Raw genomic sequence first — 19,694 nt, 5'->3', positions numbered from 1 at the left:
ATCTTTTGTAAGATTATTAGCACGCTGTACTGATGAGCGTCTAGCTACCAACCGCAAGTTTACGGAAAGGATACATAGGGTTTTTGGGGGCTATGCCTGAAGCAATTAGCAGAACTCCTTGAAATGAGGCACTTGGTGGAGCCTTCCAGGTTCTACAAATGGCTGTCATTTATTTAGATAAGTATGAATTACCGATGATGCAGTACTACTTAACACGCTCTTTAAGCTCTAGAGGACTGTGGCTCAGTGAGTTCGCGGCCGTATCACGGCTTTTGCAAAATTTCTCCTCACCCTGAACATTTCTCTGCCGTTTGCTCAGTGAATGTATCGATTTTTACATTCTAAAATCTCTGTTTCTTAAAGCGAGCTTGAAGAGTCTTGGGAGGATGCACAAAAGAATGTGGATTCCGCTGATATCTTTGACAAAGTAAAATCCGGATGGAGACTCCGTTTCAAGGAAGATTAAAAAGGAAATGGGCAACTGAACCCAATCGCGCTAATCCCCTCAGAGCTTCCGAACCCTGTGTCAGAAAGTAATAGAATTTAAATCACATTAGTGAGTGACTAAAGTTCCAGCCAACCTGTTTTGAGTAGCCCTCTCCGGGAAAACCACACCTCGCAGTTTAACCTCAACTTCACAGGTTGAGCCTCGGCTATAAAGTTTCCGTGTAACCACTGGTGCTTTAGAGAACCTCTTTCTAAGATTTACACATAGCAAATCAGCCTACGGATAGACGCGAATACGCATTCCCGAATTTTTTGAGATTTCCTGAGATTAAATTGCTTATGGTCTACAAGGAATTCATAAGGACAGAGGGAATCCTTTGAAGTAAAGCTAATTTGGTTTGTCTTTGTCATTAGTTGTCTTTCCCAAACTCTTTACTTCGATTCGTCAATCCCTGTATTTGCAATTGATATCGCTGAATTAGGTTCTTGGCTTCAGGGCAGTAGGGGTCACTGTAGCCAATCCGCTGAGAACAGAGTATAGGGGTAGAAGCCCTGTGTAAGGCAAAGTCTCATTGCTGCCCCGAATGCACCCACGCAGGAAGCAATCGCCCTACTTAGAACCGGAAATTGCCAAATTTTTCAAGGTGTATCTTTACAGAGTTCATTGCCTGAATAAGGCTCGATCGAATCAAGCAGGTTTAGATTGTGCAGATTCAAACCATTGCTGAATAGCCCAAACTCTCTGACAGCCCAAACGAATCATGTAAGTTCACCATTAATCAACAAAATAGAGCAGAAAAAATGAGCCATTTAGTGAAAGTTGATCATGTAACCTATGCCTGCGCGAGCGGAATGATTGAAAAGTGGGCATGGTTTCACATTGAAGTTGAAGGTGGAAAACTGATTACTCGAATTGACGATGTTGATCCCAGTAATCCTAGAAGCAGCATGAAGCTGTGGTGTATTGATTACGGGACGTTTGGGATCGCACTGGTGGAAGGCATCGATCGCGAAGAAAAGTCTCAAGTGACATTATTTGCTGAAAAGCATGGGGATCACAGTATTCAGCACGTTGCCTACGACACCAATAACCTGGACAGCTTCGCCGAGCGGTTACAGCAGTATGGCTGCGAGATCTTAGGCGAACCGATTTCTAAGCGTGATTCCTACGGGTTACTCAAGCAGCTTTTTTGTAAGGGATATTCCCAACTCAGCCCGGTCGAAAATTCTTTTGCAGAATATGTCCAGCGTCCCAAAAGTATGAAAGAAGAGCTTGAAGTCACCTTCTCGCAAAAGGCAGGGAAGGGATTTTATCGCCAAATCGAGGAAGCGATGGCACAGGGACAGCCTGCCATTTTCACAGCCTTCTCGAAAATGCCTGCGGATTGGCAGCCCCCTGCGATCGAGCTACCGAGCGCTGCTCAGAACGTTGAAGCAAATCAAGTAGCAATCCCGGCAACTCGATAAGGTCGATCGCATTTGATCCTGGGAGCGAGGCGAATCAGCGCTCCTTGTCCCAGGATTCCGTTGACGGCAGCGTTATTCTCAAACGGTATTTCTATGAATACACCTCAAAAACGTCGGCGGCTTGAACTAGTGCGAACGATCACCGTTGTAGGGGGACGGGGCACGATGGGACGTTTCTTTGTGGAGCGGCTCACGGCTGCGGGGCACCGGGTTCAGATTTTGGAACAAAATGACTGGCATCGCGCAGAGGCTCTGTTAGACGGAGCAGATTTGGTGTTGCTTTGCGTTCCCTTACAAGCGACGATCGCGGTGATTCAAAAAGTCGTTCCTTATCTGGCTCCAACCACCGTGTTGGCAGATATTACCAGTGTCAAGGCTCCGTTTCTGCAGGCGATGCTAGAGCATCATGCGGGACCAGTAGTGGGGCTGCATCCGATGTTTGGGTTTGGCACTGCCTCGTTTCAGTCTCAAACAATGGTGGTGTGTCCCGGACGGCAACCAGAAGCCCTTCAGTGGTTTTTTGACCTGGTTGAAGCAGAAGCGGGTCGCATTGTAACTTGTACGCCCGAAGAACACGATCGCATGATGATAGTGGTGCAGGCAATTCGACATTTTTCCACGTTCAGTCTGGGCGTGTTTCTGGCAGAGGAAGGCATCGACATTGAAGATAGTCTCGATTTTGCCACTCCCTTATATCGGTCAGTGATTGACAGCATTCGCCGCCTGTTTGCTCAAGACGATTTTTTATCGCTAGAGCTGATGCTGGCTTCTCAGGATTGTGGCGATGCGATTCAGCGATTGGTGAACACTTCCGATCGCCTGTCTAAGCTCGTGGCACAAGGCGATCGCAAGGCACTGAGAACTGAATTTGAAATTGCTCGCCAGTCGTTTCAGCAACCAGAGCTTTACAATTCAGAGGAAGTTCTCAGCCGTTAGCAGTTAAGCACTTGCGTTAAATGAATCCGGCTGACGAACATTTCTGCGGGATACTTCTGCGGGATGTTGTCTCTCAATAAAAAACGAGAATTAACGAATCCGGCAAACTCCGCTATGTTAGAAGATTGCTGAGTCCCGTTTCTGCATGAACACCATTCTGTTCGTTGGCGCGATCGTCATTTTGTTTCTGCTGATTGGCTTCCTGCTGAAGGTGGTGCGGGCTGCCATCACAACGGCGATCGGGATTGTTCTAATTGTGCTGGTGTTGCAGTTTGGTTTTGGAGTGGAGGTTCAAGATGTTTGGGGAGAGGTAAACAACATTTGGGAGAACATCCTGCGACTATTAAGACGCAATTGAGTCAAAGCCGTCGTCTGTCCTCCCAGTTAGGCTGCTTCTCCTGGCTCAGATACGCTAAGCTTCGGTGGCTTCGGCAGTCTCAGCGGCTTCTTCGGTCGTTTCCGCTGCTTCAGCCAATTCCTCGATCGCAGGTTCTTCTTCCTTCACAACAGGCTTCACGGGTTTGGGACCACGCACAAATGCCATGTTGACTGGAGCCGGAGCTTCCCGATCGCCCCGACCACCCTTACCGCGACCTTTGCCGCGCTGCTCACGACCACCGGAGCGATTGTCCCGCCCGCCATTTTCTTGGTCTCCATCTCGATTCGATCGCTCTCCTTTAGGTTTGGGCTGCGGGCGAACCGTTCGGGTCTCAACCGTTTGGGTCTCAACCATTTGGGTCTCAGTTGATTCTCCGCCTTCGGCTGCGGCTGCCTGCCGTTCCGATTTTTTGATTGGACGCTCCACCATCTCTGCCTGCCTCGCCTGTTACAAATTCTTAATCTTTATCATACCCCGTACGGAGAACGGATTGCTCCACAGTTCTTCAAAGGAGGAATCGCACCCGCTCTGACCCGATTTTGAGCCTGGATAGTTTTGAGCCTGATAGCAATTTTTAAGGAGCCAAGATTGCCGAGGAGCTAGGAATGATTAGAACGCAAAAGAACGGCTGAGGCGGCTCAGTGTTAGTGAAGAAAAACCCAGACACTAGACTTCCTATTTGCCAGGACTCAGCACACCGCGAACAGACGATACGGTGTAAGGAGAGTTAAGAGCTGGACAAAGCTGAGAGTATTTCGTGTCGTAGTGTTCAACCTCAAGGTAGTACATATTTTGAGGATGGGGTTTGTAAATAATAAAGTATTCCAGCAAAGAGAAGGTGGCTGCACACTCCAGGGGACCAACCATAAAGTCTTTATGTTGCCAATCTCGGCTCGATTGTGCCCACTGATTTAACTGTTCCGCACTGAGGCAGTAAAGGGCAGCATGAGGATTTTCGCACTCAGCGTATTTAAGGCCATCAATTTCAAAAGTGGATAGCCGATCCCATGCGATCGTCTCTCCAATGGTTAGGTCGATATACCGCTTGGTTCCTTCGTACATCTCATAGCGATTCGGATATAAAATTCCCCGTGGATCAGGGCAATGTTGATTGAAGCGAATGATTTTTTCCAGGAAAGAACTGTCGTGAATGACAATATCATCCTCGATGTATAAGAACCAATCAAAAGACTCAGATCTTCGAGCAATGAGCTTGTCCTGGACACTGTAGGGAACATAATAAGAGTCACAGGTTTGTTGGTCTTCGACGTGGATACGCTGCTGCTGGTATTGCGGCAGAAAATGAATAATGCTTCGTCCTGGTAAAGTTTGCACCAGGATCTCTAGATCGCAATGGGAGAAGCTGTCAAATAGCCCATCTAACGCTTTTCTAAAACGTTCAATTTTTGCAGCTCCCCTTTGACGATCGCATGCTTCTTCAGGAGAAACAATATGAGCGATCCCCACCAGCACTTTAGGACGATAGGCGATAGGCTGCGTATTCTCTTTGAATAAATGTATTATCTTGCCGCGCTGATAAAAGAACATTAGTTTGAGTTTTTGACGCACAGCTCGCCATAGTCGTGCAATTACGGCAACCCCAAACATTAGCCCATGAAATAAGCGACTTTTCAGTGAAGAAGTTTGACGCATCTGCATAGTTAAGAAGGTAGATTTTACTTTGAGGACGTTTGAGAAGGGTATTAATTCGAGAAGGGTATTAAGCTACGCAAAAACTTAGCAAAAACGTAAATTCCAGTAGCTCAATTCATACCATTTCAAGGAGAGTTAAAAAAATGAAAACAGCGTAGATGCTCCTGTGTTTTTTTTGCTCTATTCTTTTTTGCTTTATTCCAATGAATGACAAGTGAACTGAATTATGAGTTAGTATGTGTTGCAGAACACCAAGTAGTGCAAGGCTTTAACTGACACGACAGCAGTGGCAAAGTCTACAGAACCAATGTATTGCAAATGCATTGCGAACAATGTTTTGCAGGCAACAGGTTATTCGAGAAGCGATAAGGCTATTGAAAAATGCCCAAATGAAATCCGGATGAAATTATGAACAACTCTACATTTTCTAGGAACTGATTTAGAGAGGAACTGATTTAGAGAGGAGTAGATGCCCTGGATTGATCCCTCAATTCCCCAATTCTGCAGGGTTTTGAAGCCAGGAAAAAGCTTTGTTCTCCCTGGGTATTGAGGTTTAGGCTATCAACATAACTTCTCAAGCAGGTTCTAAGAGTCTTCCTTGAGACAGAAGCAGAAGCAAGATTGCTGGACAACGATTAGTATTAGTCTTGTCAGATAAAAACAGCGATCGAGCAAGATTGTTGACTGAATCAGCTGCGGCATGATTGAACCAGGCAACGCGAATTGATGAATGGGAGTTAGCAAGAAGCAATGCGATCGATTCGAGAATCAGTCATTGTCATTACCGGGGCATCGAGCGGCATTGGACGTGCGACGGCATTGATGTTTGCCCAGCAGCAAGCCAGGCTCGTTTTAGCCGCTAGACGGGAAGCCGCGCTGCAAGAAGTCGCAGAAACCTGTCAGGCAGCGGGAGCAACGGCGATCGTAGTGCCAACCGACGTGACGCAGGAAGACCAAGTACAAGCTTTAGCGCAAAGAGCGATCGACACCTTTGGGCAAATCGATGTCTGGGTGAACAATGCTGCCGTTTCCCTATTCGCCAAATTCGAAGATGCTCCCGAAGATGCGTTTCGGCGCGTAATCGAAACCAACTTGTTTGGCTATATTTACGGAGCACGGGCGGCAATGAAACAGTTTCGGCAGCAGGGCAGCGGCAATTTGATCAACGTTGCCTCGATCGTGGGATTAGGCGCACAGCCCTACACCAGTGCCTATGTAATCTCGAAGCACGGCATCCGGGCGATGGCAGAATGTCTGCGAATGGAGCTTCACCTTGACAACGCCTCCAATATCCATGTCTGTACGGTTCTGCCTGCGACAATCGACACGCCCATCTTTCAGCAGGCTGCGAACTACACCGGGCGCAAAGTCAAGGCAATGGATCCGGTTTATGCCGCAGATGATGTGGCGGACGCGATCATGGGTCTGGTGAAAAATCCGCAGCGAGAAGTAATCGTCGGCACAGTCGGCTATTTGATGGCACTGCAAAGCACCCTCACCCCTGACCTTTATGAGCGGATGATGGCAGAGCAAGTCGATAAAAACCACCTGACCGATCAGCCCATGATTCCCTCGGAAGGCAATTTGTTTGAGCCAATGCCCGAACACGCGAAGCTCAGCGGCGGCTGGAAACATACTGGAGAACTAAGCGAAATCCTCAGCAATCTGATCCCCAAAACCTGATGCTCAATTTCATGCAGTACGTTGATGTGATTGAGTAAATCAAGGGATATGAATTCTGTAAGGGTCGTTTGCAAACCACCCCTGGCGCAGAACTCCCTATCTGAGAATCCGATTTCCATTCAGCAATGCCGGATGATTAAGGATGATCGCCCCGAAATTTCCATTGGGAAAACATTTGGAAAAAAATCGTCCAACTTCCCCTTGCTCAAATCCTTGCTCAAAAAGTTCTACCCTTTCGCAGACGCAAACTTCTTACGAGATTTGTAGGCTAAGCATTAATTGCGTAACCCGTTAAAACTTGATTTCAGCAGGTTGAAATCAGCCAATACGCTGTCGTGCCGCAATCCACCAGCATTATCTTGAGAAACTAAAATGGCTCGCCACAACAGTCCCCTCTCCAACCTTGAGCAGCCTGCAAGACGGGCAGCATCCCATCCGTGGATTGAAAAACTGGCTCGATTGGGGTTTGCGGCAAAAGGCATTGTGTACTTTGTGGTGGGTTTGCTGGCAGCTCAGGCAGCTTTTGGCACCGGGGGCAAAACGACCGACTCCAGCGGCGCACTGTCTACGATCGTGACCCAACCATTTGGCAAATTTCTGCTGGCACTGGTGACGATCGGGCTAATCGGATATGCGCTCTGGCGACTCGTCCAAACCATTTTTGATCCTGAACACGCAGGCGAACCAACCAAAGCAAAACAAATCGCGCAGCGCATTGGCTACGGATTGAGCGCGCTCACCTACAGTGGTTTGGCATTGACTGCGATCAAGCTGATTATGGGAAATCCCACCAGTGGCGGTGACTCAACCCAGGACTGGACAGCCCGCTTTATGGCGCAACCCTTTGGGCGGTGGTTGGTTGGACTGGCAGGACTGGTCGTAATTGGCGTCGGGCTTGCTTACTTGTATGAGGCATTCATAGCCAAATTTCAGCGTCATTTCAACCTGAACCTGATGAGCGAAAGCGAGCGGCAGTGGACTAAGCGGCTTGGTCAGTTTGGTATCGCAGCGCGGGGGATTGTATTCGGCATCATTGGCTTATTCCTGACGCTGGCGGCTCTACGTCAAAATGCAAACGAAGCGAGAGGATTAGGCGGAGCATTGGCAGCTTTGGCAGCGCAACCCTTCGGACCCTGGCTTTTGGGCATTGTGGCGCTGGGGTTCATTGCCTACAGCATTTACTCGCTGATCGAGGCGCGGTATCGGCAGATTCGTCACCCTTGACTTTGCCGTGAATCTACCGTGAATTTGCGGAGGGCAACCGCACTCCTTAACATTCCTTCATATTTGCTAGATTAGAATCAATCGTCTGATTTGAGAATAGCGACTTGATCGTCTGATTCGAGAACAGTGATTCGAAAAGAGTAAGGGGAAACGTATGGAAACGTCGATCGCATTTCAAGCGCTTGATTCCCGCAATCAAATCGCTCAGTCAAGTCTACCTGCGGGTGGAACCGACCCCAATTGCTTCGACTGGTTTGAGGCATGGCATCCGATTTTCTATATCGAAGATCTGGATAAAACCCAGCCCACGCCGTTTACCCTGCTCGACCTGGATCTGGTGATCTGGTGGGATAGTAAAACCGAATCCTGGTGCGTCTTAGAAGACAAATGCCCCCACCGTCTCGCGCCCCTTTCCGAAGGCAGAATTGCGGACGATGGCTTGCTGGAGTGCCCTTACCACGGTTGGGCATTTACGGCAGAAGGCGCATGCGATCGTATTCCGCAGCAGCCCGCAGGTGGATCGGCAGAAACATCGAAGCGTGCCTGTGTGCGATCGTTTCCAGCAACGGTGCAGCAGGGGTTGCTGTTTGTATATCCGGGCAAAGCGGAAAATGCTGATCGAGTAAAAGTCCCTCTAATTGACGCGATGGCAGAATCGCCCGATGAATGGGTTTGCCTCAACACCTTTCGCGATCTGCCCTATGATGCCCTGACGCTGCTGGAAAACGTACTGGATTCAAGCCATGTGCCGTTTACCCATCATCGATCGGTCGGCAACCGCAGCAATGCTAGTTCGGTTGAACTGGAAGTGGTCGAATCAGGCAAGCAAGGGTTTTCTGGAGTCTGGGAAGAAGGTCCGCGTCGGGGCACGCTGGGACGACAGACGAGCCGTTTTGTTGCTCCCAATTTTATGTGGCATGACCTGACCTCGAAACAGTTTGGGCGCACCATGACGGTGGTTTACGCGACGCCGATTCGCAAAGGGGAATGTCGCGTGTTTGCGCGTTTTCCGTTCAAGTTCTCGTCTAAAATTCCGGCTCTGGCAATTCGACTCACGCCGCGTTGGTATTCTCACATTGGGCAAAACAGCGTACTGGAAGACGACCAGATTTTTCTGCATCATCAGGAACGCTATCTGGAACAAATGGGGGGCGGGGCGAATGTGAGTAAGGCATTCTACTTGCCCACGAAAGCCGATGCCTTTGTATCTGCGCTACGGCAGTGGGTGAATCAGTTTCAGGCTGATCCCTTTCCGGGCGATCGTCTCACGCCACCCCTTTCAAAAGAAATTCTGCTCGATCGCTATCATTCTCATACCCAGCACTGCCAGAGCTGCCGAACTGCCCTCAGCAGGATTGAGCAAATCCAGACGGTAATCCTGTTTCTAGGAGCGATTGTTTGGCTGGGAACGCCTTTGCTTGCAGTTCTGCTGAATCAATCGGCAGCAATTCCGGTAGCAGTTTCTGTTGGCGTGGGCGGATTGGTGGGTCTGGGTTGGCTGGGCTTAAACCGACTGAAGCGGCAATTTTACGAAGGACGTGCGATTCCGCTCCGTAATTTGCCGGAGAAGCGGTCTGCTAAGGTGAAGGGATGATCCCTCCAGAAAAATACGCCTGAAACCCATGACTTCTGACCTTTCTGCCATTGCGGTTCTACTGCCTCAACCTTTGCTCGATCGCCTGGAAACTCTGCGGCAGTCGCGTAACCTGGCATCGATCCAAGAGGCAGTGCTGATCGCGCTTTCAGACTACTTTGCGAGTCAATCTAATGCCTCAAAACCATCACTAAAAGAAAATTCCAGCCCGATCGAAGCGCGGCTTGCCCGCACAGAGGCACTACTGACCCTATTGAGCGATCGCCTGAACCGTCTGGAAGGTCATTCGCTGCCCCGCCCCCCGATCGCCGACATCTCAGACGACATCGAAGATGAACCGGACGAAGTGCTGCAAAGCTTTCTGGAGCCAGAACGCCAATTCTCTTTTCCAGAAACTGCGAAGCAACCGCCAGAGGGTCGATCGACTTCTCATTATCCGGTTGGGGGAACGGCTCAGGATGCCGAAGTGGTTTCGTTTGGGCAAAATTTGGGCTGGGTGATTCAGCCAAACGGCAAAGTGCAGCCGCTCGCCTACGAAGAGATCGAAGAGGAACCCGACGAGATTCTGTACGATTTTCTCGATCAGTAAGGCAGGTACGATCAGAAAACAGGCACGACCAGCTTCGTCAGAACGAAAATCAGAATGAAAACCGGTTAGCCCAAGAAAGTTGAACGGATTGACACCTCTGAGCGATCGCTTCAATTCACCCAGTTAATTCACCCAGTGACCACTATCTACCCAAAATGCGATCGATATCGCTAGACCCACCGGATCGGGGAGCCACGCGTAGGGAGTTCCCATCTCTCGACAAACCCTCGTAGGCGAGTGGCTGGGTCAAGGTGAGTTTAGCGTCACCCGTGGAGACTAGACTGTCTGCGGGACGCTCGGTCATTAACTGCTGCATCGCGATCCTGCGATCGGGCATCGACGGCTGGTCGGGGTTAGGCTCTGCACCGGGGATACGCTCTAACACTGTCATTGCCCTGAGGCACCCTTCTGGCTCAAAGCCTGCCTGCGTCGCGTAGAGATAGCCGGCTTCATCGGCTTCAAATTCCTGCTGCCGAGCTGCGGCATCTAGCTTTTCATCCAGTTGAGCGATTTGGTTGTTATAGTCTTCCATCATCTCCTCGGTAGTGTCTTCAGGGCCGTCGATCGCTGCTCCTGCAACAGTACCCAACACGCTACTGCCGATCGCCCCTACCGGACCAAGGATGCCCAAAAAGCCGCCTAAGGTTCCTAAAACACTTCCTGCTGTCGCCGCATTTCTGGCTTGGTCTGCCATTTCCTGGCTTTGGGCTACGGCCTGCTGGCTAAGCTGTTCTGCCAGTTGCGCTTGCTGTTCTGCTCGTTGCTCCTCACCCAGGGCAAGGTGGCGTTTGACGTTATGCCCCATCTCTCGCCCCACAATGCAAGCGATCGCCGAAGAATCTCCTGCGAGTTGGTCTAACAAACCCCGATGCACTGCAACCAGATTGGGTTGAGCGGCAAAGGCATAGTTGTCGTAGGTAGGCACGATCTCGACTCTCCAGGGACTGGCATCTAATCCATTTGCCCGCGCAATGCGTTCTACCACTCGATAAAGCACATACATATCGCTAGGTAGCTCCTGCTGAGCGCGATCGTACAGAGTGCTTCCCGCTTGGGGCACGGGTGACAATTGCGCTGGGGGGCTAGACGAGGGCTGCACTTGCGGCGTGGGTGTTGATAACTGTGCCTGAGCGATCGGAGCGGTCACTGTCAAGCCAAGCCCACACAGGGATGAAAGCACTACCCATTTCCGGGTGAGACGTGCGAGTGTAATCATGTCAATCCTTCCAATTGAGCTGATGTTCTATTCGATAATGTTCTATTAGATAACAGTGCTAGCCGTAAGCACCCATATTTTTGAAGCTAAATAATGCCCTGAGAAATGATGCCCTTAGCAAGTCTAGCCCAGTCTACTGATGCCAGTCATCGTGTGCCAGTCATCGTTCGAAAAGACTTCACAGATTGAGATTTGGCAGGTTGAGATTTGCAGGTTGAGATTCGCAGATTGAGATTTACAGATTGATAGAGGAGGGCCTGCGGGAAGACCGAGGGGAGATAGCCATTACTCTAATTAGCGATCGGGGAAAATCGGGGAAGTTTTTAACTCTGCTTGACCGCTTTTGCATTCCCCTTGAGGATTGATTAAAGGTTAGACAAAAAATAGCAAATGTCTGGCATTGCCTCCGTTATATCCCCTTCTGGCACCCGGTTGTGGGGGACTTTAAAACGCAGCCCCATTTCTTATCAGCGATAATAGTCTCAGTGGATAAAAAGGTGAACATGGCAGGATTGGCAGACGTGCGATCGATCAATGCGCTGATTGTGGGCGCAAATCGCGGCATCGGGTTGGGATTCGTGCAAAAGCTGCTTCAGGATGAACGGGTCGATTACCCCGCCGGGGGAACTGCTTCGCATCGCATTTTTGCCGCCCATCGCGAACCTGCTACGCCGGAACTCAGTCAGCTCGCTCAGCAATTTCCGGGTCGTCTGACGCTTGTTGCAATGGATATTACCGACGAAGAACAGATTGCCGCAGCCGTTCAGCAAATCCGATCGCAGGTGAATCAACTACATTTCGTCATTTATTGCGTCGGACTTTTACACGATGACGAGATTCAGCCTGAAAAAGGACTTCAGCAAATTAAAGCAGAACCGATGCTGCGCTATTTTCAGGTCAATAGTATCGGGGCAATTTTGCTGGCAAAACATCTGTTGCCGCTTTTGAAGCATAGCGAAACCAGCATCTTCGCCAGTATCTCTGCTAAGGTTGGCAGCATCGGCGACAATCAACTCGGTGGCTGGTATGGCTATCGAGCTTCTAAGGCGGCACTGAATATGCTGATGAAAACGGCAGCGATCGAATATAGCCGCAAAAGTCCGAAGACGATCGTGGTCATGCTGCATCCGGGCACAACCGACACACAGCTCTCGAAACCCTTTCAGCGCAATGTGCCGCCTGAGAAACTGTTTAGCGTCGATCGCACAGTGAGCCAGCTTCTCAGCGTGATCAGCACCTTGCAGCCCGAACATAGCGGTCAGTTTTTTTCCTGGGACGGCAGCCCGTTGCCCTGGTAATCGATTTTGGCTCTCACTTGCCTGTTTAGCTCGCCTGGCTCAGTTCGCCCGTATTGAGCTGTTCCTGAAGCTTTTGCACCTGGGAAACCCGTCCGGCGATCGTGACCTGCTGGGGCTGAACGCGCACATACACCTTGCTCGATAGCCATTGACGCACCACTTTTTGAAACACAAACACTTCGTCGTCAATCTGCTCAACCTGCTGATAGCCCAACCCGGTCAGCCCTCTGTTCACCTGATTCAGAAGCGTCTGTTCATCATCAGCGGCGATCGGGCGAATCACGGTTCGGTTAAAGTAAGAGCCGATCGCCCCCACAATCACGCCGCCCACGATCGCAATCTGCTGCGGAATGCCGCTTTCCCGGCTGAGCTGAAACACAACCGAGCTGCCGATCGACAAAATCACGGCTGTATAAATGAAATAAACCAAGAAAGTTCCTGCCCCACCAAGACCAACACGCATAGATCGAATTCCTATCGCTGCTAAAATTCAGGCTTTTTCAAACTTGCTTCGATCGTCCCGCTTTCCCTTTCCGCTGCCATCCGTCCTTCTGCTCATCCTCATATCAATTCGGGCGGTGTCCATTTGAAATTCTAAATGACTTCCCTACACCCGCTCCACCCCGACCGCCGTTCCGCCTCCTGTTCCATGACAAATTGATGCAATGCCGAATTGTTGATTGCGTTCCTGTAGCGCGTTTAATAGCGTCACCACGATTCTGGCTCCTGATGCACCGATCGGATGTCCTAAAGCGATCGCTCCGCCGTTCACGTTGAGCTGTTCAGGAGAAATTTTTAATAGATGGTGAAACAGTAAACTGCTGACTGCAAAGGCTTCATTATTTTCAAATAAATCAATGTCCGCGATCGTCATATTGATTTGATCCAGCAGCTTCTTTACTGCCCAGACTGAAACTTCGGGAAATCGCCAGGACTCGCCTCCGGCCATTGTGCCACCCAGCACTCTAGCGATCGGTTTTAGCCCGTAGCGATCGATCGCAGATGGGCTAGCAAGCAGCAACACCGCCGCACCGTCTGTAAGCTGACTGCTATTTCCGGCAGTGAGTACCCCTGCTGGCTGAAAGGCAGGACGCAGCCGTGCCAAACTTTCCAGCGTTGTATCAGGACGAATGCCCTCATCTTGATCGATCGTCTGGAGGATCTGCTTGCTCTGTACTGTAACCGGGGCAATTTCTCGCTGAAAAGTGCCTCGCGCCTGAGCCGCTACCGCTCGCTGATGAGAGTGAAACGCAACCTCGTCGAGTGCCGCACGGCTAAATCCATAGAATGCGGTCAATCGTTCTGCCTGTTCGCCCATGCCTTCTCCTCGCGTGGCATCAGTCAGTCCGTCGAGCAGCAAAATATCAGACAGCGATTCTGGCGCACCCAGCAAGGTTTTATAGCCCCAGCGAGCGCGATGCGACAGGAAAAAACCTGCTTGAGACATCGACTCAATGCCTCCTGCCAGCACCAGATCTGCCTGACCCGTTTGAATCATCATCGTGGCGTTGAGCAAACTCATCATGCCAGAGGAACACACCATGTCGATCGCATACCCATTGACTTCCGGGGGAATGCCCGCTTTGAGAGCCGCCTGCCGGGGAATATGCTGTCCGTGTCCTGCCCGCAGCACGTTGCCCAAGATGTAGCAATCGATCGCCTCCACTGGAACATTAGCTTGGGTCAGCACTGCCTGAATTGCCTGCGCTCCCAGTTCTGCCGGAGAAAGGCTAGAAAGACTGCCGCCAAAGCGTCCGAGGGGGGTGCGGGTAGCGGCGATGAGGTAGGTATTGGAAGGCATGGTGGGGAGGAGATTTAGGGGGCAATAATGTTTAAGGGCGAGGGGTCAGGGTTTCAGAAGGGGAAACGGTTTGGGGTGAGGAAGGGTCGAGCACAGGATGGGATAATCGGTATCGATCGCGCATGACTCGCCGCATAATTTTTTGAGAAGCGGTGCGGGGGAGAGCATCGACGATGACAACATCATGAATTTTGAATAGCGGATTGAGCTGTTGGCGCAGGGTGGCTTGCAGCAGGGATTTTAGGTCAATCGCACTCAGGGTAACTCCGGGCGCGACTACGGCGTAAATCACAAGCTGGCAGGGCCCGCCATCGGCAGGGGCTACGGCGATCGCGGCAACTTCAGCAACGGCTTCGGGTTGAGTCAAAACCCGCTCGATTTCGGCAGAGCTAACTTTGATACCGCCTAAGTTCATGGTATCGTCGCTGCGACCGTGGGCGCGATAATAGCCGTTTGAAAGCCGCTCAATGCGATCGCCGTGCCGTCTTAAAGGAACATCCATTCCGGGAACGGTGGGGATATCGGCAAAGTAAACTTGATGATGATCTTTATTTAATAGCTCGGTGGATAATCCGATCGACGGTGGAATAATAAATGCTTCACCCTGTGAAGATGGACTATCGCATTCATCCAGAATAACAAAATCTAAGCCAAGTGCAGGTGTGGTGAAGGTTGCGGGAATACAGGGCTGAATGACAGTTCCAGTGATGTAGCCGCCGCCAATCTCCGTGCCGCCGCAGTATTCGACGATCGGTTTATAGCCAGCCAGCGACATCAGATACAGCATATCGTCGGGATTGGAGCATTCTCCGGTTGAACTAAAGGTTTTGATTGCGCTCCAGTCTAAGCCTGCCATGCAGTTTGTGGTTTTCCAGGCGTTCACCAAACTGGGAACGGTTCCCAGCATCGTCACGCCTGCCGCCTGAATAAACTGTCCGTAAGCTCGTGTAGTAGGTGCGCCATCGTAAAGGGCGATCGTCGCTCGGTTAATCAGGGTGGCATAAATGAGCCACGGTCCCATCATCCAGCCCAAATTGGTAGACCAGGCAACCCCATCGCCGGGATGAATATCGTGATGCAAATGTCCGTCTACCGCGCACTTGATCGGAGTTGTGTGCGTCCAGGCAATGGCTTTCGGTTCTCCGGTCGTTCCCGAAGAGAAAAGAATATTCGTGGGGGCAGAGGGCGAAACGGCGATCGCCTCAAATTTTCCATCGCGGCTGATAAATTGCGCCCAGTTCAAATCGTCTGGACGCATTGTTAAAAAACATTCGCGACGACACAAAACGATCGCCCTGGGTGCATCCGCCTCCATGACCTTGGCGTAGAGGGGCAGCCGTTTGCCGCCGCGCAGCACTTCATCCTGAGTAAAAATCGCTTTTGCTTTGGCGATTCGTAGCCGGGCTGCAATTTCAGCCGGGGCAAAGCTATCGGCGATCGAGACCACAACGCATCCGGCTTTAATAATTCCCAGATAAATTGCGACCGACTCTGCGGTCATGGGCAAAGCGACGGCGATCGGATCTCCGGGCTTAAATCCAGCATTCACCAGACCATTCGCCACTTGATTACTGGTCGTATTCAGTTTGCCGTAAGTCCAAATGTGTCGCCATTCCTCCTCTTCAGATTGAAAAACGATCGCAATTTGATTCTCAGATGCTTGAAAACAGCTTTCAGCAATATTCAGCCGCGCATCAGCGAACCATTCAGGATGTTCTATCTGCGCTAGATTTGCAATTTGCTCATAGGGCTTCTGAAACCGGATGTTGAGCCGTTGAATCATTCGTTCCCAGAACTGCGATCGATTCTGGCTACTCCACTGATGTAAATCAGCATAGGAATTAATTCCCAGTTCATGCATCAGAGCCGTAAGGTTTGCAGACTCAATTTCAGTCTGAGAGGGTATCCAGGCAGGTGCAAAATCACGGTCGGCAAAAATTGTTTGATACAGCAGTCGATGCAGCGCAAAGGGCAGATTTGACGTGAGGACATCCTGGGTAAGCCGCTGCCAGCAGTCTACCGGGGAAAGGTCTGCAAACTCGTTTCGCAGCCGAGCCAGGATTTGTGCCGCCGCCGTTTTGTCAATGCCGCAGTCAATCAGCTGCTCAAGCGACAGATTCATTGCCGATCTGCTCCTGTCGTTTGCAGCAAACAATCCAGTTGATCTGGCTGATGCCGATCGCGATCGAGTCCTTCCCAGAAGACAGCAATTGCTTCTAGAATTTCTGCGCCACCCTGCAAAAATTTAGCGCGATCGAAATTGGGCTGGAAATAAACTTCTTCCAGTTCTTCGAGCGTGTGTCCGGCATGTTGTCCTTCGACGCGATTGTGCCAGGTAAAGAAAGCAAGCCGAAGCTGCGAATGGCGACTTTGTTTGATGCGAGAAAGCCCGTCTTCGAGTTCCTGCCAGAATCCGGCAGCTGCCCAGTTTTCTACCGCAAAGCTGGCTCCTTCGGCAAGGTTGGGGTCATCGCTGCCATAGAGCCGAATCAGCTCATCGCAAAAATGCAGCGTCGAAGGGCTACCGTGCTTGCGTTTGCCGATGTCTTCAAAGGTAAGTCCAACGCCCGCAGCTACATCAGTGAGCCACTCGAAATGAGCAGCCTTAAAGCGACAAATTCCCCCGTCTACGGTTCCCTCAATGCTGACCAATTCTGGATCGCCCTGCCGATCTTTTTCTTCGTCGCTTAAGTCAGAAGCGGTCACTTTTGCATCGAGTTTGCGATAAATCACGCCCAATTCATTCAAGAGAATTTCTCGGCTCGATCGCGACTGTTGCAGGGTTTGAGCATTGATAATTTTTTGCAGCGCAGCAATTAAAAACTGATTTGAAAAAACAGAGAACTGCTGAATAAAATTCTTTAATTCTGCATCGGTCGCTTCACCTCGTTGAAACCAGCGCGTATAGGGATTGTTCAGGATAATCCGATGATGCAGCATTCGATCGACTTTCACGAGAAACTGCTGAAAATCCTCAACTTGTGCGGCAGACAGTTCTCCTTGCTGAAGACGGGTTTGAATGCGATCGGAGATCGTCAGCGAATTGGGTTTAGATATGGTGGAGGTCATATTAACGTCCTTTCCAAGCTGATGTTGAATGATTCTTTATCTGTAAAATTTTGAGAGAAGAATTGAATTTTGTAGGATCGATTAGGCGAAGCCGTAACAGATTCAATTTTGTGAGTTTCAGTCAGAATGATGCGCTACGCTGCGCAAATGCATCCTACGCATTCACCCAGCTATAGAAATAGTTTTGATCTTCTAATTGGGCAGCAACCTCGGTTAGCCGCAGCGGACGAAACGTATCAATCATCACGGCATATTCATTCGTTTCTTGTTTACCGATCGATCCTTCATACGTGCCCGGATGGGGACCGTGGGGAATGCCGCCCGGATGCAGCGTCAGCGAGCCGCGATCGATACCTTTGCGCGAAATAAAATTGCCCTCGACATAGTACAGCACTTCGTCAGAATCAACGTTGGAGTGATTGTAGGGGGCAGGAATGGCAAGCGGGTGATAGTCTACCAGACGCGGCACAAACGAGCAGATGACAAATCCAGGCGCGGCAAAGGTTTGATGCACAGGCGGCGGCTGATGGATGCGTCCGGTAATCGGTTCAAAGTCGGCGATGTTGAGCGCGTAGGGATACAAATGACCGTCCCAGCCCACCACGTCGATCGGGTGACGGTGATACAAATAGCGGGTGAGGTGTCCTCTGGCTTTGACCCGCACTTCAAATTCGCCTTCGTTATCGTGGACGATCAGCGTCTCCGGCGGACGAATATCGCGTTCGCTATAGGGAGCGTGTTCAAGAAACTGGCCGTAGCGGTTGAGGTAGCGATGCGGTGGCTCCAGGTGTCCATAGGTTTCAATCACCAGCATCCGCTGTTCCACGTCCCTATCCGGCAAAATCCGCCACAGTACGCCGCTCGGAATCACCAGATAATCGCCCGATCGATACGGCAAAGAGCCAAACTGACTTTCTAAAACACCTGTGCCGTCATGGATAAAAATTACCTCATCCCCATGAGCAAACCGATACCAGTAAGCCATCGGCGCGGTTGGACGGGCGATCGAAATTGCGATGTCCTGATTGCCCATTAAAGGCAGGCGTGACTCGATCGCATCTCCCCCGGCAGATAAGTCGATCGTTCGCAAATGATGGTGATGCAGGGCTTCCGACTGATAGGAAACCTCAATAGACCGCTGCTCCAGAACTTTGTAAACCTGCGTGGGTGGATAGCGGTGATACAGCAAAGACTGAATGCCAGAGAAACCCTGTGTGCTGATCAGCTCCTCATGGTACAGCGACCCATCCGGCTGGTGAAACTGGGTGTGGCGTTTGTGCGGAATTTGTCCGAGCTTGTAGTAATAGGTCATGGTGTAGACTGCCTCCGCCGCTTGCTGATTTGCCGCTGTAAAGCCCTAGGTAAAGCCCTAGCTCTATAAATTTCCTCTCAATGCCTGCTCTCGCTCGATCGCCTCAAACAGAGATTTGAAATTGCCTTCGCCAAATCCCCGTGCTTTGCGCCGCTGGATAATTTCAAAAAACAGCGTCGGACGGTCTTGCAGCGTTTGGGTGAAAATTTGCAGCAAATAGCCTTCTCGATCGCGATCGACTAATATCCCTAACTGTGCCAGTTCATCGATCGGTTCATTAATTTTGCCCACGCGCTGTTCCAGGTTGTCGTAATAAGTTGCGGGAACCTGCAAAAACTCTACGCCTGACTTTTGAAGCTGGCTCACCGTCTCGATAATGTCGTCCGTAGCGAGGGCAATATGCTGAATTCCTGCCCCCTGATTGAACTCCAGAAATTCTTCGATCTGCGACTTGCGTTTGCCGTTGGCAGGCTCATTGATTGGAAACTTAATCGTGCCTGTGCTGTCCTGCATCACGCTCGATGTTAATGCCGAATACTCGGTCGAGATTGCCTGATCATCGAAGTGAACCAGCATCTCAAAGCCCATTGTTTTCGCAAAGAACTGCACCCACTGCTCAAGCTGCCCCAGTTCCACGTTGCCTACAATATGATCGATCGCCTTTAAGCCTGCCCCCGATCGGTTGAACTGCATGGACTCACAGGGTGCAAATCCAGGTGCAAATCCGCCTGCATAGTCGCTGCGATCAACAAACTTGATCAGGATATCCCCGTAGGCATGAATTGCAGCATAGCGAAAGACTCCGTAACTATCTTCTGCTTCTGTTGGCTCGATCGCCCCGATCGCTCCCCGTGAGGTTGTGATGTCATATGCCGCTGCCGCATCTAAAACTTCCAGCCCAATCACAGCAGCATGATCGCCGTGCCGCATTACGCCCTGAGAAACCACATGACCAGCCTTTAAGCCACTGCTCAAAATAAACCGAATGGTGCCCTGCTCCATGACATAGGAAGCAACTTCCCGGCT

17 protein-coding genes are annotated in these 19,694 nt (G+C 50.6%); 8 read left to right on the top strand and 9 right to left on the bottom strand.

What is annotated here, in order from left to right; translation table 11 throughout:
* Positions 1-1,248: 1,248 nt before the first annotated feature.
* The 3 genes from H6F80_RS10290 (at position 1,249) to H6F80_RS10280 (ending at position 3,208) form a co-directional block, all read left to right on the top strand.
* The gene (locus H6F80_RS10290; protein WP_190791473.1) at positions 1,249-1,914 is read left to right on the top strand and encodes a VOC family protein; all 666 of its coding nucleotides are present in this window, start codon (positions 1,249-1,251) and stop codon (positions 1,912-1,914) included.
* Between the two features lie 93 nt (positions 1,915-2,007).
* Positions 2,008-2,850, top strand: a complete 843-nt coding sequence (locus tag H6F80_RS10285; protein ID WP_190791472.1) for a prephenate dehydrogenase/arogenate dehydrogenase family protein — start codon at positions 2,008-2,010, stop codon at positions 2,848-2,850.
* A 145-nt stretch (positions 2,851-2,995) separates the two neighbouring features.
* Positions 2,996-3,208: a hypothetical protein gene (locus tag H6F80_RS10280; protein ID WP_190791471.1), complete on the top strand. Its 213-nt coding sequence runs from the start codon at positions 2,996-2,998 to the stop codon at positions 3,206-3,208.
* Positions 3,209-3,262: 54 nt separating this feature from the next.
* Here H6F80_RS10280 and H6F80_RS10275 read toward each other — a convergent pair whose 3' ends face one another.
* On the bottom strand, positions 3,263-3,658 hold the full coding sequence (locus H6F80_RS10275; RefSeq protein WP_190791470.1) for a hypothetical protein: 396 nt from the start codon (positions 3,656-3,658) through the stop codon (positions 3,263-3,265).
* Between the two features lie 246 nt (positions 3,659-3,904).
* Positions 3,905-4,888, bottom strand: coding sequence for a hypothetical protein (locus tag H6F80_RS10270; protein WP_242067272.1), 984 nt, complete (start codon positions 4,886-4,888; stop codon positions 3,905-3,907).
* 744 nt (positions 4,889-5,632) lie between these two features.
* Between H6F80_RS10270 and H6F80_RS10265 the strand changes: the two genes are divergently transcribed.
* From H6F80_RS10265 to H6F80_RS10250, 4 genes are all read left to right on the top strand, one after another.
* Entirely contained in the window at positions 5,633-6,565 is a 933-nt protein-coding gene (locus H6F80_RS10265; protein ID WP_190791468.1) for an SDR family oxidoreductase, read from the top strand.
* Between the two features lie 372 nt (positions 6,566-6,937).
* Positions 6,938-7,789 (top strand): DUF1206 domain-containing protein, encoded by an 852-nt coding sequence (locus H6F80_RS10260; protein WP_190791467.1) that lies wholly within the window; start codon positions 6,938-6,940, stop codon positions 7,787-7,789.
* 154 nt (positions 7,790-7,943) lie between these two features.
* Entirely contained in the window at positions 7,944-9,383 is a 1,440-nt protein-coding gene (locus tag H6F80_RS10255) for an aromatic ring-hydroxylating dioxygenase subunit alpha (protein ID WP_190791466.1), read from the top strand.
* A gap of 28 nt (positions 9,384-9,411) precedes the next feature.
* Positions 9,412-9,972: a hypothetical protein gene (locus H6F80_RS10250; protein ID WP_190791465.1), complete on the top strand. Its 561-nt coding sequence runs from the start codon at positions 9,412-9,414 to the stop codon at positions 9,970-9,972.
* Positions 9,973-10,114: 142 nt separating this feature from the next.
* Here the strand turns inward: H6F80_RS10250 and H6F80_RS10245 are convergent, their stop codons facing one another.
* A complete protein-coding gene (locus tag H6F80_RS10245; RefSeq protein WP_190791464.1) occupies positions 10,115-11,188 on the bottom strand; it encodes a M48 family metalloprotease in 1,074 nt (357 codons plus the stop codon).
* A gap of 503 nt (positions 11,189-11,691) precedes the next feature.
* Here H6F80_RS10245 and H6F80_RS10240 point away from each other — a divergent pair.
* Entirely contained in the window at positions 11,692-12,486 is a 795-nt protein-coding gene (locus tag H6F80_RS10240; RefSeq protein WP_190791474.1) for an SDR family NAD(P)-dependent oxidoreductase, read from the top strand.
* Positions 12,487-12,511: 25 nt separating this feature from the next.
* Here H6F80_RS10240 and H6F80_RS10235 read toward each other — a convergent pair whose 3' ends face one another.
* From H6F80_RS10235 to hppD, 6 genes are all read right to left on the bottom strand, one after another.
* On the bottom strand, positions 12,512-12,949 hold the full coding sequence (locus tag H6F80_RS10235) for a hypothetical protein (protein WP_190791463.1): 438 nt from the start codon (positions 12,947-12,949) through the stop codon (positions 12,512-12,514).
* Between the two features lie 144 nt (positions 12,950-13,093).
* On the bottom strand, positions 13,094-14,287 hold the full coding sequence (locus H6F80_RS10230; RefSeq protein WP_190791462.1) for a thiolase family protein: 1,194 nt from the start codon (positions 14,285-14,287) through the stop codon (positions 13,094-13,096).
* 31 nt (positions 14,288-14,318) lie between these two features.
* On the bottom strand, positions 14,319-16,409 hold the full coding sequence (locus H6F80_RS10225) for an AMP-binding protein (protein ID WP_190791461.1): 2,091 nt from the start codon (positions 16,407-16,409) through the stop codon (positions 14,319-14,321).
* Positions 16,406-17,356, bottom strand: a complete 951-nt coding sequence (locus H6F80_RS10220; protein WP_190791460.1) for a hypothetical protein — start codon at positions 17,354-17,356, stop codon at positions 16,406-16,408. The genes H6F80_RS10225 and H6F80_RS10220 overlap by 4 nt, the downstream gene beginning before the upstream one ends.
* A gap of 154 nt (positions 17,357-17,510) precedes the next feature.
* A complete protein-coding gene (locus tag H6F80_RS10215) occupies positions 17,511-18,668 on the bottom strand; it encodes a homogentisate 1,2-dioxygenase (protein ID WP_190791459.1) in 1,158 nt (385 codons plus the stop codon).
* Between the two features lie 63 nt (positions 18,669-18,731).
* On the bottom strand, positions 18,732-19,694 hold a 963-nt coding region (gene hppD / locus H6F80_RS10210), incomplete at its 5' end, for a 4-hydroxyphenylpyruvate dioxygenase (protein ID WP_190791458.1).

This window comes from Leptolyngbya sp. FACHB-711 (assembly GCF_014695615.1).
Classification (GTDB): Bacteria; Cyanobacteriota; Cyanobacteriia; order Elainellales; family Elainellaceae; genus Leptolyngbya_A.
The sequence above is the reverse complement of the archived record's forward strand: the minus strand, read 5'-3'. Positions and strand labels throughout refer to the sequence as shown.

Coding starts and splice junctions, on each gene's coding strand:
- H6F80_RS10275 (WP_190791470.1), bottom strand. CDS start 3,658: ATGGTGGAGCGTCCAATCAAAAAATCGGAACGGCAGGCAGCCGCAGCC.
- H6F80_RS10255 (WP_190791466.1), top strand. CDS start 7,944: ATGGAAACGTCGATCGCATTTCAAGCGCTTGATTCCCGCAATCAAATC.
- H6F80_RS10225 (WP_190791461.1), bottom strand. CDS start 16,409: ATGAATCTGTCGCTTGAGCAGCTGATTGACTGCGGCATTGACAAAACG.
- H6F80_RS10220 (WP_190791460.1), bottom strand. CDS start 17,356: ATGACCTCCACCATATCTAAACCCAATTCGCTGACGATCTCCGATCGC.
- H6F80_RS10215 (WP_190791459.1), bottom strand. CDS start 18,668: ATGACCTATTACTACAAGCTCGGACAAATTCCGCACAAACGCCACACC.
- H6F80_RS10230 (WP_190791462.1), bottom strand. CDS start 14,287: ATGCCTTCCAATACCTACCTCATCGCCGCTACCCGCACCCCCCTCGGA.
- H6F80_RS10245 (WP_190791464.1), bottom strand. CDS start 11,188: ATGATTACACTCGCACGTCTCACCCGGAAATGGGTAGTGCTTTCATCC.
- H6F80_RS10285 (WP_190791472.1), top strand. CDS start 2,008: ATGAATACACCTCAAAAACGTCGGCGGCTTGAACTAGTGCGAACGATC.
- H6F80_RS10235 (WP_190791463.1), bottom strand. CDS start 12,949: ATGCGTGTTGGTCTTGGTGGGGCAGGAACTTTCTTGGTTTATTTCATT.
- H6F80_RS10280 (WP_190791471.1), top strand. CDS start 2,996: ATGAACACCATTCTGTTCGTTGGCGCGATCGTCATTTTGTTTCTGCTG.
- H6F80_RS10250 (WP_190791465.1), top strand. CDS start 9,412: ATGACTTCTGACCTTTCTGCCATTGCGGTTCTACTGCCTCAACCTTTG.
- H6F80_RS10290 (WP_190791473.1), top strand. CDS start 1,249: ATGAGCCATTTAGTGAAAGTTGATCATGTAACCTATGCCTGCGCGAGC.
- H6F80_RS10260 (WP_190791467.1), top strand. CDS start 6,938: ATGGCTCGCCACAACAGTCCCCTCTCCAACCTTGAGCAGCCTGCAAGA.
- H6F80_RS10270 (WP_242067272.1), bottom strand. CDS start 4,888: ATGCAGATGCGTCAAACTTCTTCACTGAAAAGTCGCTTATTTCATGGG.
- H6F80_RS10240 (WP_190791474.1), top strand. CDS start 11,692: ATGGCAGGATTGGCAGACGTGCGATCGATCAATGCGCTGATTGTGGGC.
- H6F80_RS10265 (WP_190791468.1), top strand. CDS start 5,633: ATGCGATCGATTCGAGAATCAGTCATTGTCATTACCGGGGCATCGAGC.